This is a genomic window from Kitasatospora saccharophila (assembly GCF_039529925.1).
Classification (GTDB): Bacteria; Actinomycetota; Actinomycetes; order Streptomycetales; family Streptomycetaceae; genus Kitasatospora; species Kitasatospora saccharophila.
The window spans coordinates 62,603-78,618 of sequence record NZ_BAAANS010000003.1 but is presented as its reverse complement, the minus strand read 5'-3'; the positions used below and the strand labels follow the sequence as shown (position 1 = coordinate 78,618).

Below are 16,016 nucleotides of genomic sequence, written 5' to 3'. Positions count from 1 at the left end.
CCGCCGGACGGGCGCCCCGCGCGCCCGTCCGGCCCCGCACCCCAGCGTCCCCATGCCCCAGGAACCCTCACCGCGCGGAGAGTTGACACCATGACAGCCGCCGTCCAGCCGACGGACACCCGCGTCCCACCGCCGACGCCCGACCCCGACCGGCCCCGCCGGATCAGCGCCCCCGCCTCGCCCGCCGACCGGACCTTCCGCGGCGTGCTGCGCGCCGCCGGCCTGTCGGTGTTCGTGCTGATGGGGCTGATCGCCTTCTTCCTGCTGATGCGCGGCTCCGAGGCGCTGCACGCCGTCGGCTGGTCCTTCCTCACCGAGCAGAACTGGCGCACCGCCGCGCACACCTTCGGCATCGCCGCCATGCTGCCCGACGGCATCCTGATCGCCCTCATCGCGCTGTGCATCGCCGTCCCGGTCTCGCTCACCGCCGCGCTGTTCATCTCCGAGTACGCACCCGTCCGGCTGCGCCCCGCGCTGATCTCGCTGGTCGACCTGATGGCCGCGATCCCCAGCATCGTGTACGGGCTGTGGGGCCTGTTCTTCCTGCAGCCGCGCTTCGTCGGCCTGTGCCGCTGGCTGGCCAACCACCTCGGCGCGCCGCTGCCGTTCCTGGGGGTGCGCACCGGCGACACCCCGACCTCGTACACCTCCTCGACCTTCATCGCGGGCACCGTGGTGTCGCTGATGATCATCCCGATCATCACCTCGCTCAGCCGCGAGGTGTTCTCGCAGGCCCCCGCCGGCGAGCGCGAGGGCGCCTACGCGCTCGGCTCGACCCGCTGGGGCATGGTGCGCACCGTGGTGCTGCCGTTCGGGCGCGGCGGCGTGATCGGCGCGGTGATGCTCGGCTTCGGCCGCGCGATGGGCGAGACCATCGCCGTCGCGCTGATCATCTCCCCGGTGTTCCGGATCTCCTGGCACGTGCTGGAGAACGGCAGCGGCTCGATCTCCTCGCTGATCGCGCTGCGCTTCAGCGAGTCCGACGGCCTGTCGCTGTCCGCGCTGATGGCCGCCGGCCTGGTGCTGTTCGCCCTCACCCTGCTGGTCAACGTGGCCGCCGGGTTCGTCATCAGCCGGTCCCGGTCCGGCGCCTCGACCTCGGACTGACCGGAGGAGACCGCATGCACCCCACGCCCCTCGACCCTCCCGAGCACCCCGGCCTCCCCGAGCACCCCGGCCTCCCCGAGCAGCGCCGGGTCAGGCTCGGCGGCACCACCCGCGAGGAGGTGTACACCCTGCTCGGCGCGGCGGCTGGCGCGCTCGCCCTGGACTGGCTGCTGTACGAGCGGGTGCTGCCGTTCAGCGGCGCGTTCGGCTTCCTGCTCAGCTGGTACCTGCTGTTCCTCGGTCTGTACGCCCTGGCCGGGCGGCTGCAGTGGGACGCGCTGACCGTCCGCGAACGGCTGGCCACCGCGCTCGCCTGGAGCTCCGGCCTGCTGGTGGTCGGCGTCATCTTCGAGCAGCTCTGGTACGTCGCCCTCCGCGGCGCGGAGGCCGCCCGGCACTGGAACTTCTTCACCGAGACCATGCGCACCACCGCCCCGCTGTCGCCGATCACCTCCGGCGGCTGCCTGCACGCCGTGGTCGGCTCGCTCGAACAGCTCGGCCTGGCCACCCTGTTCTCCGTCCCGTTGGGCATCCTGACCGCCGTCTTCCTGGTCGAGTCCGGCACCACCCGGCGCGGCGCCCGCTTCGTCAAGCCGGTGCGGGTGCTGGTCGAGGCGATGACCGCGCTGCCGTCCATCGTGGCGGGCCTGTTCGTGCTCGGCGTGGTCATCCTCACCCTGGGCGCCGAGAAGAGCGGCCTGGCCGCCTCGCTCGCGCTGACCGTGATGATGACGCCGATCGTCACCCGCGCCGCCGAGGTGGTCGTCCGGCTCGTCCCCGGCACCCTCAAGGAGGCGTCCTACGCGCTCGGCGCCGGCCAGTGGCGCACCGTGTGGCACGTGGTGCTGCCCACCGCCCGGCCCGGCCTGACCACCGCCGTGGTGCTCGGCATGGCCCGCGGCGTCGGCGAGACCTCCCCGGTGCTGCTCACCGCGGGCTTCACCGCCCGGATGAACCTCGACCCGCTGCACGGCAACCAGGCCAGCCTGCCGCTGTACGTCTGGAACTACGTCAAGCAGCCCTACCCCGACATGGTGGCCCGGGCGTTCGCCGGCGCGCTGACCCTGATGGCCGTGGTGCTGGTGCTGTTCGTCACCGCCCGCGTCCTGGGTCGCCACCGCACCCCCGCCGACCGGCCCACCCGCCACCCGCTGCGCCGGGCCCGCACCGCGGCCGCCCCCGACGCCCCCGCGTCCGTCCCCGCTTCCACGTCCGTCCCCGCGTCCGTGCCGGTGCCGGCCGGGACCGCACCGGCGGTGGAGATCCGATGACCCGGCCGACCCGTCCGCCCCGGTTGACCCGTCACAGAAGGAAGACCCGTCCCGTGCGACTCCGTCACCTGGCCGCGGCGCTGCTCGCCGCCGTGCTGGCCCTGCCCACCGCGCTGCTCGGCGCGTCCCCGGCGTACGCCGCCACCTCGCTGAACGCGGACGGCTCCAGCTGGGCCGGGCCGGCCATCGACCAGTGGCGGCGCGACGTCGGCCCGCTGGGCATCGAGATCGACTTCAACCCGGTCGGCTCGGCGGCCGGCCGGGTGCAGTGGCGGGTCGGCCAGGACGACTTCACCGCCTCCGACGTGCCGTTCCGCAGCAAGAACGACAGCGGCGTGGACCAGGGCCGGACCAGGACCGGCGTGGGCACCGCGGAGAACCCGACGTACGGGTACTCCTACGTGCCGATCACGGCCGGCGGCACCGCGCTGATGTACCACCTGGAGCTCGGCGGCAAGAAGATCACCGACCTGAGGCTGTCCCCGGACACCATCGTCGGCATCTTCACCAACCGGATCACCTCCTGGGACGACCCGAAGATCACCGCCGACTACGGCAGGGCGCTGCCGAAGGTCCCGATCACCCCGGTGGTGCGCTCCGACGGCTCCGGCGCCACCGCCCAGTTCACCCGCTGGATGGAGCACACCCACAAGGACGAGTGGGACGCCTACTGCACCAAGGTCAACGGCGTCAGCTGCGGCGACTACACCGAGTTCTTCCCGCCGTCCGGCCGGATGACCTCGCAGAACGGCTCGGACGTGGTCGCGGGCTACATCCAGTCGCCGACCGGCATCGGCGCGATCGGCTACGACGAGTACGCGTTCGCCAAGCGCAGCGACTGGCCCGTCGTCAAGGTGCTCAACCCGGCCGGGTACTACACCCTGCCGACCGCCTCCAACGTCGCGGTGGCGCTGACCGCCGCGAAGATCCGCGGCGTCGACGACAGCACCCCCACCGACGACCCGGACTACCTGCAGCAGAACCTCGACGGCGTCTACGGCAACGGCGACGCCCGCTCCTACCCGATCTCCTCCTACAGCTACCTGATCGTGCCGCGGGCGGGCGCCGCCCTCCCCGTCCCGCCGCGCTTCAACGACGCCAAGGGCAGCGCGCTCAGCCGCTACCTGGCCTACGTGCTGTGCGCCGGGCAGGGCGAGGCGGACGACCTCGGCTACTCGCCGATCCCGCGCAACCTGGTGCGCGGCGGCCTGCTCCAGACCCAGCACATCCCCGGCAACGCCAGCCCCGTCGACCCGAACGCGCTCAACAACTGCCCCAACCCGACGTTCAACCCGGCCGGCGAGCTGACCGTGCTGAAGAACGCCCCGCAGCCCTCCCCGTGCGACAAGCAGGGCAGCCCGCTGGACTGCACCGTGCAGAACGGCCAGGCGGTCAAGGCCGGCAACTCCAAGTCCGGCTCCGGCGGCGGCGGTTCGGGCTCCGGCGGGACGGGCGGCAGCGGCGGCGGCTCCGGCTCCGGCGGCGGTTCCGGTTCGGGCTCCGGTGGGACGGGCGACGGCGGCACCGGCACGGACGGTTCGGGCGGCACCGGTGACGGGTCCCCGGCGGTGATCGACCCGCAGACCGGCGAACTGCTCGACAGCGGTACCGGCAGCGGTTCCGGCGGCGGCTCGGGCGCCGCACCCGCCCAGGTGGTCGCGCTCGGCGGCCGCCCGCAGGACTGGCTGCTGTCCACGCTCACCGCGCTCGAACTCCTCGGCGTGGTCACCGTCCCCCCGCTGCTGGCCGCCTGGTGGCGCCGCCGCGACCGGACGGCGGGCAGCCGGTGAACCCCGCCACCGCGCCGACCGCCACCGCCACCGCGCCGACCGCCACCGGCACCGCGCCGACCGCAGGCCCCGCACCCGAGGAGACCGGCAGATGACCGCGCCCACCCTGGAACGGCCGGCCACCGCCGTGCGGCCGGGCCCCGGCGGACCCCCGGCGCCCCCGGCCCGGCACCCGCTGCTGGCGGTGGCCCGGGCGGCGACGCTGGCCGCCGTGCTCCTGCTCGGCTTCGCCGGCTACCTGCTCGGCCTCTCCGGCCTGCAGGAGGCCCGCCACCAGTCCACCGCCTACGCCACCCTGCGCGACCGGCTCGCCAACGCCACCGCGCCCACCGGCCCGACCGAGGACGGCGCGCCGCTGGCCGTCCTCGACGTCCCGGCGCTCGGCCTGCGCCGAACCGTCGTGTTCGAGGGCACCACCGGCCGCGACCTGATGCGCGGCCCCGGCCACCGGCGCGACACCGTGCTGCCCGGACAGCCCGGGGTGTCCGTGCTGTTCGGCCGCTCCACCGCGTTCGGCGCGCCGTTCGCCGACCTGACCCGGCTCAAGGTCGGCGACCGGATCGACGTCACCACCGGCCAGGGCAGCTTCCACTACACCGTCAACACCTACGGCGACGGCGACCACCCGATCCAGGACCCCGCGCCCAACCGGCTGGTGCTGGTCACCGGCGACTCCGACTGGATCCCCACCAGCACCGTGCTGGTGGGCGCCAGGCTCGACGGCGACCCCGAACCGGCCGGTGCCGAGCGGCCGGCCGGCACCGCCGCCGACAAGGTGCTGGCCGCCGACAAGGGTGCCCTGCCCGCGCTCCAACTCTGGTCGCTGGCCCTGCTGCCGGCCGTCGCCGGAGCCGTCCTCGCGGCCCGCCGCTGGCGCCGCTCCGCCGCCTACCCGTGCTTCGCACCGGTGGTCGCCGCCCTGCTCTGGTCGGTGTACGAGAACGCCGCCGCCCTGCTCCCCAACGTCTACTGAGCTCCCCGGGAAAGGACCGCCCGACGATGACCGATACCGCCCAACCCCCCTTCCCCGTCCAGGAGTCCGGAGCCCAGGACGACCCGCCCACGGTGCCGCTGCCACCCGTCCCGTCCGACCCGGCGCCCCGCGCCCTGTCCGGGCTGGAGACCCGCGAGGTCACCGCCTGGTTCGGCGCGCGCAAGGTGCTCGAACGGGTCTCCTTCACCATGCGGGCCGGTGAGATCACCGCCCTGATCGGCCCGTCCGGCTGCGGCAAGTCCACCTACCTGCGGATCCTCAACCGGATGCACGAGATGGTGCGCGGCGCCGCACTGGCGGGCGAGGTCCTGCTGGCGGGCGAGGACGTGTACGCCCCGCACCGCCGCCCCGCCGAGGTCCGCCGCCGGATCGGCATGGTCTTCCAGCGCCCCAACCCGTTCCCCGCGATGTCGCTGTACGACAACGTGGTCAGCGGGCTCAAGCTGTCCGGCATCAGGGCCACCCGCGAGGAGCGCGACCACCTGGTCGAGTCCAGCCTGCGGCAGGCCGGCCTGTGGAACGAGGTCAGCAACCGCCTCGGCACCCCCGGCGGCGCGCTCTCCGGCGGCCAGCAGCAGCGCCTGTGCATCGCCCGCTCGCTCGCGGTCTCCCCGGAGATCCTGCTGATGGACGAACCCTGCTCCGCGCTCGACCCGACCTCCACCCGCCGGATCGAGGAGACCATCGCCGAACTGCGCCACCGGGTCACCATCGTCATCGTCACCCACAACATGCAGCAGGCCCAACGCGTCTCCCAGTCCTGCGCGTTCTTCCTCGCCACCCACGACACCCCCGGCCGGATCGTCGAGTCCGGCCCCACCGAACGCCTCTTCACAGACCCGGCCGACCCGCGCACCGCCGACTACGTCAACGGCCGCTTCGGCTGACGCCGCCGACCCGTCGTCGACCCGTCGTCAGCCGCGTGTCACGGACGGTGCGCGGGAGCGCAGCGCCTAGCGTGGGCGGTGGACCGGCAGGCCCGGTCCGCCGCACGCGTACCGCCACGAGGAGAGAGCGCCGACCATGACCGTCAGCCTGCCCGAGCTCACCGGGGACTACGTCCTCGACCCGACCCACACCCGGATCGGGTTCGTCGCCCGCCACGCCATGGTCACCAAGGTGCGCGGTGCCTTCCACCAGTTCGAGGGCACCGCGCACCTGGACGGCGCCGACCCGGCCAAGTCCACCGGCCAGGTCGTGATCAAGACCGAGAGCATCGACACCGGCGTCGAGCAGCGCGACCAGCACCTGCGCACCAACGACTTCCTGGACGCGCCGAACTTCCCCGACATCACCTTCCGCACCACCAAGGTCGAGCAGAAGTCCGACACCGACTACCGGGTCACCGGCGACCTCACCATCAAGGACACCACCAAGCCGGTCACCATCGACTTCGAGTACACCGGCAACGCCGTCGACCCCTACGGCAACCTGCGGGTCGGCCTGGAGGGCTCGGTCACCATCAGCCGCAAGGAGTTCGGCGTCACCTGGAACGCCGCGCTGGAGGGCGGCGGCGTGCTGGTCGGCGACAAGGTCGTGCTGGAGTTCGACGTCTCGGCGATCAAGCAGAGCTGAGCGGGGCCGAGTACGGCCGGAAGGCCGCTCCCCGGGAACCGCCGACCCGGGGAGCGGCCTTCCGCGCTGCTCAGGACCGCCAGGACGGCGAGAGCACGATCGCCTTCAGCGCGGCCAGGTCGAGCGCCGGGGTGCCGGGCGCGGCCTCGTAGCCCTTCTCCCCGTTCCACTCGTTGACCCGCAGCTGGGCGCCGTCCGGGTAGTACACGGTCGCCCCCCAGTGCAGCAGGACGTCGGTCGCGGTCTTGCCGTTGCCGGTGGCGTTGACCACCACCATCCCGCCGCCCGGCAGCGGCTCGCGGACCTCCAGCGGGGTCGGCAGGGTCTGCGGCAGGGTGGCCAGGTCGTCCAGCCCGCGCTGGGAGGGCGGGTCGAACGCCACCGTCAGCGAGCTGTGCCGCCCCTGCGCGGTCACCGCCAGCCGACTGTTCGACGGGTCGCGGGTGTCCACGGTGGTCCCCGCCGGGAGCAGCGCGGTCAGCTCGTCCAGCAGCGTCTCCGCCGTCCCGGCGGCGGTCGGCGACGGGTGGGCGTCCGCCGAGACGGTGGCGTCCGGGGTGCCCGCCACCGGGGTCAGCGCGGCGAACGCCTCCGTCCACACCGGGGAGGTCACCGCGGCGGTCAGCTGGGCGTCCGTCAGCGGCGGGGCGCTCCGGGAGGGGTTGCTCGGCTCCCCGTTGTACTCGGTCAGCCGTACCTGGCGGCCGTCCGGCGCGGCCCACACCGCCCGCCACTCCCGCACGGCGGCGACGCTCTGGTTGCGCAGCTTGTCGATGACCAGCACCGAGCCGTCCGGCTGCACCGTGCGCGCGCAGGAGTCCGTCGGCACCTGGAACGCGTTCATGCAGACCACCTGGTCGACCCGGTCCGCGGTGTACTGCACGGTCACTTCGAGCCAGCTCGCACCGGACCCGTCGTCGTAGAACAGCGTGCTGCCCATCTCGTGCGGGCTGTGCCCGCCGGTCCAGGCGCGGTCCATCCGCTGGAGCCTGCCGTCCTTCGGCAGCGCCCCGGCCAGCAGCTCCTCGAAGCGCTGCTCCGACACCCGGACGTGCCCCGAGGTGGCAGGGTCGTCCGCACCGGAGTGCCCGTACCCGGCGGCCGAGAGGCCGGCCGCCGCCGCCAGCACCGTCACCGCCAGCGCGCCCGTGGCCGCCGCCACGTGCCGCCGCTGCCGCCGCAGGCCGGAACGGCGGGCCCCCGCGGCCAGCCGTCCCGGCACCGGCTCCGGCGCCAGCGCGACCGCGCCGTCGAACACCCGGGAGAGCGCGGAACCCAGTTCGTCGTCAGTGGACATGGTGCGGCACCGCCTTGTCGGGATCGCCGGTGGACGTGGGGGAGGACGGGCGCCCCAGCAGGGCGTCGAGGTCGGTGCCGAGCACCGACCGCAGCCGGACCAGCGCCCGCTTGGTGCGGGTGCGCACCGCGCTGTCGCCGATCCGCAGCACGCCGGCGGTGTCCTCGACGCTGCGGTCCTCCCAGAACCGCAGCACCAGCACCGCCCGGTCCGCCGGGGAGAGCGCCGACAGTGCCCGCAGCAGGGTCAGCCGCAGCGCCGGATCGGGGTCGTCCACCCCGGTCTCCGGCAGCACGTCGGTGATCCGCTCGGTGGTGGAGCGCCGCCGCCGGTACGACAGGAAGGTGTTGACCAGCACGGTCTGCGCGTAGCCGTTCGGGTTCTCCAGCCGGGAGATCTTCCGCCACTTCAGGAAGACCCGGCCCAGCGCCTCCTGCACCAGGTCCTCCGCGAGGTGCGCGTCCCCGCCGGTCAGCAGGAAGGCCGTCCGCAGCAGGTGCCGCTCGCGGAACGCGACGAATTCCTCGAACTCCGGTGTCCGCGGCGTCCCCGGTCCGTCGTCCGGCCCCGCCCGGTTCGATGAGTGATCCATGCCCTGGTAACGCATCGGCCCCGACGGTACGTGACACCCCGTCCGGCCGGGGACCCGGTCCGGCGGGGGCCGGTGCGGCACGATGGGGTGACGGGCCGTCGAGGGGCGGCGGGGCGAACGGAGAGGGCGGTGGGTGCGATGGGCGCCGAGGACGACGGCTACGACCTGGTGGTGATCGGTGGCGGCCCCACCGGGGAGAACCTCGCCGACCGGGCCCGCGCCGGGGGCCTGAGCGTGGCCCTGGTCGAGCGCGAACTCCTCGGCGGCGAGTGCTCGTACTGGGCGTGCATGCCCAGCAAGGCGCTGCTGCGCCCGGTCGCCGCCCTCGCCGACGCCCGGCGGGTGGCGGGCAGCCGGGAGGCCGTCACCGGGCCGCTCGACCCGGCCGCCGTGCTGGCCCGCCGGGACGCGTTCGCCTCGCACTGGCACGACGACGGGCAGGTCGAGTGGCTCGCCTCGGCCGGGATCGACCTGGTCCGCGGGCACGGACGGCTGGACAGCGAGCGGAGGGTCACCGTCGACACCCCCGGCGGCGGGCGGCGCACCCTCACCGCCCGGCACGCCGTCGCCGTGTGCACCGGCACCCGGGCCGCCCTCCCCGACCTGCCCGGCCTGGCCGACGCCCGGGTGTGGACCAGCCGCGAGGCCACCTCCGCGCAGTCCGTCCCCGGGCGGCTCGCGGTGGTCGGCGGCGGCGTCGTCGCGGTCGAGATGGCCACCGCCTGGCGGGCCCTGGGCAGCGAGGTCACCCTGCTGGTGCGCGGCGGGCGACTGCTGGAGCGCACCGAGGAGTTCGCCGGGCAGCTCGTCTCGGACGGCCTGCGCGCCGCCGGGGTCGACGTCCGGCTCGGCGCCTCGGTCACCGCCCTGCGCCGCGAACCGGACGGCACCCTGCTGCTCGACCTGGACGACGGCACCCGACTGCCCGCCGACGAGGCGCTGTTCGCCACCGGCCGCCGCCCGGCCACCGCCGACCTCGGCCTGGAGAGCGTCGGGCTCGAACCCGGCAGCTGGATCGACACCGACGACACCGGCCGGGCCACCGCCGTCCCGGCCGGCTGGCTGTACGCCGCGGGCGACGTCAACCACCGCGCGCTCCTCACCCACCAGGGCAAGTACCAGGGCCGGATCTTCGGCGCCGCCATCGCCGACCGCGCCGCCGGCCGCCCGCTCGACCTCGCGCCCTGGGGCCGCTCGGTCGCCACCGCCGACCACGCCGCCGTCCCGCAGGTGGTCTTCACCGACCCCGAGGTCGCCGCCGTCGGCCGCACCCTGCGCGAGGCCGAGGACGCCGGGCTGCGGGTGCGCGCCGTCGACTACGACCTCGGCGGCGTCTCCGGCGCCGCCCTGTACGGCGACGACTACCGCGGCCGGGCCCGCGCCGTCGTCGACCTCGACCGCGAGGTGCTGGTCGGCGTCACCTTCACCGGCCCCGGCGTCGCCGAACTCCTGCACTCCGCGACCGTCGCCGTCGCGGGCGAGGTCCCGCTCTCCCGGCTGTGGCACGCCGTCCCCGCCTACCCGACCGTCAGCGAGGTGTGGCTGCGCCTGCTGGAGACCTACCGGGGCTGACCGGGGCCGACCGGGGCCGGCCGGGGCCGACCGGGCGCGCGGAGTGTTGCGGGAGCGTGGCGCCGGATCACAATCCCGGCCGACCGTTGATCACTCCGGCCCCGGTGTGTGAGCGTGGCGGCAGCACGGAGACCGCACGGACCGAGGAGGAACCCGGTGCCCACCCCCGACCGGCCACTGCGCTCGCTGGGATTCCTGACCATCGGGCTGTTCGACGAGCACGACCCGGCGGGCGGCCACGAAGCCACCCTGCGGCTGATCGAACTCGGCGAGCAGCTCGGCTACGACACCGCCTGGCTGCGCCACCGGCACCTCCAGTACGGCATCTCCTCCCCGCTGACGGTGCTCGCCGCCGCGAGCCAGCGCACCCGCCGGATCGGCCTCGGCACCGCCGTCACCCCGCTCGGCTGGGAGAACCCGCTGCGCTACGCGGAGGACCTCGCCACCGTCGACGTGCTCTCCGGCGGACGGCTCAACCCCGGCGTCAGCATCGGCGTGCCGGTGCACTTCGAGGACGTGAAGGGCGCGCTGTACCCCGACACCGCCGACCGGGAGGACTTCGGCTACGGCCGGGTCGAGCGGCTGGTCGGCCTGCTGCGCGGCCAGCGGGCCAGCGGCTTCCGGGGCACCGAGGGCATCGAGGCGTACTCCGAGCGGGTCCAGCCGCACGTGCCCGGCCTGGCCGCCCGGGTCTGGTACGGCGCCGGCAGCCTGCGCTCGGCGCGCTGGGCCGGCGAGCACGGGCTCAACCTGCTCACCAGCAGCGTGGTGCGGGCCGAGCAGGGCGACGGCTTCGAGGACAACCAGCTCGCCCAGATCCGGGCCTTCCGGGCCGCCCACCCCGCGGGCGAGCGGGCCCGGGTCTCGCACGGCCTGGTGGTCGTCCCCACCGACGGCGCCACCCCCGAGCAGCGCGCCAAGTACGAGGCGTACGCGGAGTCCCGGTACGCCCGCACGCTGGCCCCGCAGGGCCCCAACCGCGTGCTGTTCGCCCCCGACCTGGTCGGCACCAGCGAGCAGCTCGCCGAACGGCTGTACGCGCACGCCGGGTTCCGGGAGGCCGACGAGGTCGCCTTCGCGCTGCCGTTCACCTTCGCCCCGGAGGACTACGCGCAGATCCTCACCGACCTCGCCACCCGGCTCGGCCCGCTGCTCGGCTGGCGGCCGGCGGGCTGACCGGGGCCCGGCCCGCTGCTCGGCCGGTGCCCGGCGGCTGACCAGCGCCCGGCGGCTGACCAGCGCCCGACGGTCGACCGGTGCTCGGCGGCTGACCGGGGCCGCTCAGGACGCCAGGTGCCCGCGGACGGCGCGCTGGAAGCCGAGCAGGTTGGGGTTGGCCGAGTTGCGCTCCAGCCAGGTCATGGTGACCGCCGTCCGCAGCTCGGCGTCGCCGATCTCCACCAGGGCGACCTCGCCCCGGCCGGCCGGGCCGCGGACCGACACCAGCGGCAGCAGCGCGCAGCCCATCCCGGCCGCGACGCAGGCGCCCAGGGTGCCGATGCTGTCCACCTCGGCGACCGGCTCCTTGCCGGGCACCGACCCGAAGGCCGCGTCGTACATCTCCCGGAACCCGCAGCCCGGCTGGGTGGCCAGGAACGGCTCGGCGGCCAGCTCCGCCAGGCCGGCCCGGCCGCGGGCGGCCAGCGGGTGCCCCGGCGGCACGATGACCACCAGCGGCTCCTCGGCCAGCGTCTCCGCGCACAGCCCGGCCTCGTCCGGCGGGGGGCCGAAGGTCAGGCAGAGGTCCAGGTCGCCCCGGCGCACCGACCGGTACAGCTCGCCGCGGTTGAGCCGGGAGACCCGGACCCTGGTCCGCGGGTGCGACTCCCGGTAGTGCGCCAGCGCCTCGGGCAGCAGGTAGCGGCTCAGCGTCTCCAGGGCCCCCACGGCCAGCTCGGTGGCGGGCCGGGCGACCGCGAAGCGGGCCTCCTCCAGCAGGGTGAGGATCCGCCCGGTGTACGAGGACAGCACCTCGCCCTGGGCGGTCAGCCGGATCCGGCGCTGCGAGCGGTTGATCAGCTCGACGCCCAACTCCCGTTCCAGCGCCTGGATCTGGTCACTGACACTGGACTGCGCGTAGTGCAGCTCGCGGGCCGCCTGCGTCACGCTGAGGGTCCGGGCGACCGCCTCGAAGGTGCGCAGGTGTCGTAACTCCACGGTGGCGGCACCCCTCTGACGATCCATCGGCCCAGCCGATTGTACCCATAGGCCGTTCCCGTCCTCGGAAGCCCCAACTCCCGTTCCCCGTCCGGGAGAATGGACCCACCGCCCCCCGACGAACCGATGGGTCCCCATCGGCGGATCCGTGCGTCCGTGCGTCCGCCGCCGGGAGGTGCGGCAGTCCGTTCACCGAACGAGGAGCACCCCATGGCTACGCAGGCCGGCGTCCAGCCCGCCGTCACACCGGCCCGGTCCGAAGGCCCCCCGCGCGCACTGCTGATCGGGCTCTCGCTCGGCTACTTCATGGTGCTGCTGGACATGACCATCGTCTCGGTCGCCCTCCCGGCGATGGCCGACCACCTGCACGTCGGCCTCAGCGGACTCCAGTGGGTCACCAACGGGTACACCATCACCTTCGCCGCCCTGCTGCTCACCGCGGGCTGGCTCGCGGACCGCTTCGGCGGCCGCCGGGTCTTCCTGTCCGGCCTGGTCGCGTTCGGGGTGCTGTCCGGCGTCTCCGCGCTGGCGACCACCCTGCCGGTGCTGGTCGCGCTGCGGCTGGCGCTGGGCGCTGCGGGGGCGCTGCTGCTGCCGTCCTCGCTCGCGGTGATCACCGGTGCCCACACCGACCCCGCGGCGCGGGCCCGCGCGGTGGGCGCCTGGGCCGCGATCACCGGCGCGGCCCTGGCCGCCGGACCGGTGGTCGGCGGCGTGCTGACCGCCACCGTCGGCTGGCGCGCGATCTTCCTGATCAACGTCCCGCTGGCGCTGGTCAGCCTGCTGATCACCGCCAAGCTGGCCCCCGAGACCCCCGTCAAGCAGCGCGGCGGACTCGACCTGACCGGCCAGGCCAGCTCGGTCGTCGCGCTCGCCGCCCTGGTGTACGCGCTGACCGAGGGCCCCGACCTGGGCTGGAGCGCCACCGGCGTGCTGGCCGCCCTCGCCCTCGCCGCGCTCGCCGCGGTCACCTTCCTGGTGGCCGAGGTGCGGGCCGGGGACGCCGCGATGGTCCCGCTGCGGATGTTCCGCAGCCCCGGCTTCTCCCCGGCGGTCGGGGCGGGCCTGCTCGCCAACTTCGGCCTCTCCGGCCTGCTGTTCGTCCTGTCGCTGTTCTTCCAGGACGGCCGGGACTACTCGCCGGCCGTCACCGGCCTGGTCTTCCTGCCGCTGACCCTGCCCACCGCGTTCAACCCGATCTACACCGGCCGCCTGGTCGGCCGGATCGGACCGCGCCGCCCCGCCACCCTGGGCTTCGTCCTGATGGGCGCGGGCGCGCTGCTCCAGGCGCTGTTCACCGGCGACTCGGCGGCCGCCCCGGCCGCCACCGCGGCCGGCCTGCTGGCCTTCGGCTTCGGGGTGTCCTTCGCGCTGCCCTCGCTGGTCGCGGGCATGGCGAGCGCCGTCCCCGCCGAGTTCGCCGGCCTGGGCGCGGGCGTCCTCAACTCGGCCCGCCAGGTCGGCGCCTCGCTCGGCGTCGCCGTCCTCGGCGTCGTCCTCGGCCTCTCCCCGTCCAGCGCCGACGGCACCCGCCGGGCGCTGCTCACGGCCGGAGCGGTCCTGCTGCTCGGGGCCGTCGTCACCGCCACCGGACTGCGCGGCAAGGCGCCCGCCGCCACGACCTGACGCATCGTCAACAACAGCGCAGGGAACGGGAGTCGGATGACGTGTGGCCCCGTGGCGGGAGCCGGCCCCCCGCCACGGGGGACGCTCAGGAGGAGCTGCGCCGCAGGGCCGGGACCGGCCCCCGCTCCGGGTCCAGGACGACCGCGGCGACCCGGAACCGGGGGTCGAGCGCGGACCAGAGCTCCTCCAGCAGTTCGGCGCCGTCGGCCGCCGCGACCGAGGTCTCCTGGAAGGGCGCGGCCGTGGCGACGGTCGTGCCGTCCGAGCGGTAGGTGGTCGGCAGCACCGCCTCACCCGGCTCCAGGTCCCGCACCGCCAGGGTCATGACGTTGCTGCTCGGCCGGGTGCCGGAGCTGGGGCGGGCCGCGCCCAGCACCGCCCGGCGGCCGCCGTCCCGGCTGATCAGCGCCGTGACGCGGGAGGTGCGGATCGGCGGGTCGGGTCCTTCCACCCGGGTGCGCGGAGCGCGTTCGGTGTGGGCAGCGCCCCCGGCGGCCGGGTCGGCGCCGTCGACCCGGGCCGGCCCGACTCAGTCCGGCCCGGCCCGGCCTCGATCGGAATCCGGGCCTCCGGATATCCTGCCGCGATGGACCGACCGCCGCGAAGCAGCGAAGCCCGGCCGGAGCGCTGGTACCGGCAGGTGGGCCGGCGCGGCTGGACGGCGTTCGCCGCCGCCTGGGGCGGCTACGTGCTGGACGGCTTCGACTTCGTCCTGATCACCCTCGTCCTCACCGAGGTCAGGGCCGAGTTCGGACTCGACGCCGTGCGGGCCGCCTCGCTGGTCTCGGCCGCGTTCGTCAGCCGCTGGCTCGGCGGCATGCTGCTCGGCGCGCTGGGCGACCGGCACGGGCGGCGGGCCGCGATGACCGCCAGCATCCTGCTGTTCTCCCTCGGCACCCTGGCCTGCGGCCTCGCCCAGGGCTACGGCACGCTGTACGCCGCCCGGCTGGTGGTCGGGCTCGGGATGGCGGGGGAGTACAGCGCCAGCGCCACCTACGTGATGGAGAGCTGGCCGGAGCGGATGCGCGGCCGGGCCAGCGGCTTCCTGATCTCCGGCTACTCGATCGGCACCGTCCTCGCCGCCCAGGTCTACAGCCAGGTGGTGCCCGCGCTCGGCTGGCGCTGGATGTTCTACCTCGGCGTGCTGCCCGCCCTGTTCGCGCTCTGGATGCGCCGCGCCCTGCCCGAGGCCGACGACTGGGAGGAGGCGATCGCCGAGACCGCGACCCGCCCCAACCCGTTCCGCCCGCTGTTCACCCGCCCCGACGGCACCCCCTCGCCGCGCCGGGCCGCCCTCCACCTCGCCCTCGCGGCCGGCGCCTTCGCCGCCCTGCTGGCCCTGTTCACCGGCCGGGCCCCGACCGCCGCCACCGCCTGGACGCTCGCCCTGCTCGCCGCCGCCGCCCTCGGCACCCTGGCCGTCCGGCTCGGCAGCCCCGACCACCGGGTGCTCTACCTCGCGCTGACCGCCACCGTGTTCGCCGGGTTCCTGTACACCTGGCCGATCCAGGCGCTGCTGCCCACCTACCTCAAGACCGAACTGCACTACGGCGCCGACCAGGTCCGGGACGTGCTGTTCTGGGCCGGGTTCGGCACCGCCGCCGGCTGCGTGCTGGCCGGGTTCACCGGCGACCGCCTCGGCCCCGCCAAGGCGTACGCGCTCACCCTCGCCGCCTCGCTCGCCTTCGTCTTCCCGGTCTTCGCCGTCCAGGACGACCTGCTGCTGCTCGGCGTCCTGCTGTTCCTGCTCCAGGCCACCAGCTTCGGCATCTCCGGCCTGCTGCCCCGCTACCTCGGCGGCCAGCTGCCGGTCGAACGCCGCGCCTCCGGACTCGGCTTCGTCTACAACGTCGGCGCGCTCGGCGGCGCCGTCGCCCCGCTGCTCGGCGCCCGCCTCGCCGAGGGCCGCCCGCTCGGCCAGTCGCTGGCCGTGCTGACCTTCGGCCTCAGCCTGGTCGTCATCCTGCTGATCGGCCTGGACGTCCCCGGCCGCCTGCACCGGCTCGCCGACCGCCGCCCGTCCTGACCGCCGCCC

General features: G+C 75.0%; 14 protein-coding genes. 10 read left to right on the top strand and 4 right to left on the bottom strand.

Annotated elements, in window-relative coordinates; all coding sequences use genetic code 11:
• Positions 1-90: 90 nt before the first annotated feature.
• From pstC to ABD345_RS03425, 6 genes are all read left to right on the top strand, one after another.
• Positions 91-1,107 (top strand): phosphate ABC transporter permease subunit PstC, encoded by a 1,017-nt coding sequence (gene pstC / locus ABD345_RS03450; protein WP_344550182.1) that lies wholly within the window; start codon positions 91-93, stop codon positions 1,105-1,107.
• A 14-nt stretch (positions 1,108-1,121) separates the two neighbouring features.
• Positions 1,122-2,378, top strand: coding sequence for a phosphate ABC transporter permease PstA (pstA, locus tag ABD345_RS03445; protein WP_344550181.1), 1,257 nt, complete (start codon positions 1,122-1,124; stop codon positions 2,376-2,378).
• A 53-nt stretch (positions 2,379-2,431) separates the two neighbouring features.
• Positions 2,432-4,168 carry a substrate-binding domain-containing protein gene (locus ABD345_RS03440; RefSeq protein WP_344550180.1) on the top strand — a complete coding sequence of 579 codons (1,737 nt, stop codon included), beginning with the start codon at positions 2,432-2,434 and terminating at the stop codon, positions 4,166-4,168.
• A 91-nt stretch (positions 4,169-4,259) separates the two neighbouring features.
• Positions 4,260-5,141, top strand: a complete 882-nt coding sequence (locus ABD345_RS03435) for a sortase (RefSeq protein WP_344550179.1) — start codon at positions 4,260-4,262, stop codon at positions 5,139-5,141.
• A gap of 26 nt (positions 5,142-5,167) precedes the next feature.
• Positions 5,168-6,049, top strand: coding sequence for a phosphate ABC transporter ATP-binding protein (locus ABD345_RS03430; protein ID WP_344550178.1), 882 nt, complete (start codon positions 5,168-5,170; stop codon positions 6,047-6,049).
• Between the two features lie 136 nt (positions 6,050-6,185).
• Positions 6,186-6,737, top strand: a complete 552-nt coding sequence (locus tag ABD345_RS03425) for a YceI family protein (protein WP_344550177.1) — start codon at positions 6,186-6,188, stop codon at positions 6,735-6,737.
• A gap of 70 nt (positions 6,738-6,807) precedes the next feature.
• Here ABD345_RS03425 and ABD345_RS03420 read toward each other — a convergent pair whose 3' ends face one another.
• A complete protein-coding gene (locus tag ABD345_RS03420) occupies positions 6,808-8,034 on the bottom strand; it encodes a hypothetical protein (protein WP_344550176.1) in 1,227 nt (408 codons plus the stop codon).
• A complete protein-coding gene (locus ABD345_RS03415; protein WP_344550175.1) occupies positions 8,024-8,626 on the bottom strand; it encodes a SigE family RNA polymerase sigma factor in 603 nt (200 codons plus the stop codon). The genes ABD345_RS03420 and ABD345_RS03415 overlap by 11 nt, the downstream gene beginning before the upstream one ends.
• A gap of 138 nt (positions 8,627-8,764) precedes the next feature.
• Here ABD345_RS03415 and ABD345_RS03410 point away from each other — a divergent pair, with 138 nt between their 5' ends.
• Entirely contained in the window at positions 8,765-10,198 is a 1,434-nt protein-coding gene (locus ABD345_RS03410; RefSeq protein WP_344550366.1) for a dihydrolipoyl dehydrogenase family protein, read from the top strand.
• Between the two features lie 156 nt (positions 10,199-10,354).
• Positions 10,355-11,374 carry an LLM class flavin-dependent oxidoreductase gene (locus ABD345_RS03405; RefSeq protein WP_344550174.1) on the top strand — a complete coding sequence of 340 codons (1,020 nt, stop codon included), beginning with the start codon at positions 10,355-10,357 and terminating at the stop codon, positions 11,372-11,374.
• A gap of 105 nt (positions 11,375-11,479) precedes the next feature.
• Here ABD345_RS03405 and ABD345_RS03400 read toward each other — a convergent pair whose 3' ends face one another.
• Complete coding sequence (locus ABD345_RS03400; RefSeq protein ID WP_344550173.1) at positions 11,480-12,382, bottom strand: LysR family transcriptional regulator; 903 nt, start codon at positions 12,380-12,382, stop codon at positions 11,480-11,482.
• A 183-nt stretch (positions 12,383-12,565) separates the two neighbouring features.
• Between ABD345_RS03400 and ABD345_RS03395 the strand changes: the two genes are divergently transcribed.
• On the top strand, positions 12,566-13,981 hold the full coding sequence (locus ABD345_RS03395; protein ID WP_344550172.1) for an MFS transporter: 1,416 nt from the start codon (positions 12,566-12,568) through the stop codon (positions 13,979-13,981).
• A gap of 85 nt (positions 13,982-14,066) precedes the next feature.
• Here ABD345_RS03395 and ABD345_RS03390 read toward each other — a convergent pair whose 3' ends face one another.
• Complete coding sequence (locus ABD345_RS03390) at positions 14,067-14,432, bottom strand: hypothetical protein (protein ID WP_344550171.1); 366 nt, start codon at positions 14,430-14,432, stop codon at positions 14,067-14,069.
• A gap of 135 nt (positions 14,433-14,567) precedes the next feature.
• Here ABD345_RS03390 and ABD345_RS03385 point away from each other — a divergent pair, with 135 nt between their 5' ends.
• Entirely contained in the window at positions 14,568-16,007 is a 1,440-nt protein-coding gene (locus tag ABD345_RS03385) for a sialate:H+ symport family MFS transporter (RefSeq protein ID WP_344550170.1), read from the top strand.
• The last annotated feature ends 9 nt before the right edge of the window (positions 16,008-16,016 follow it).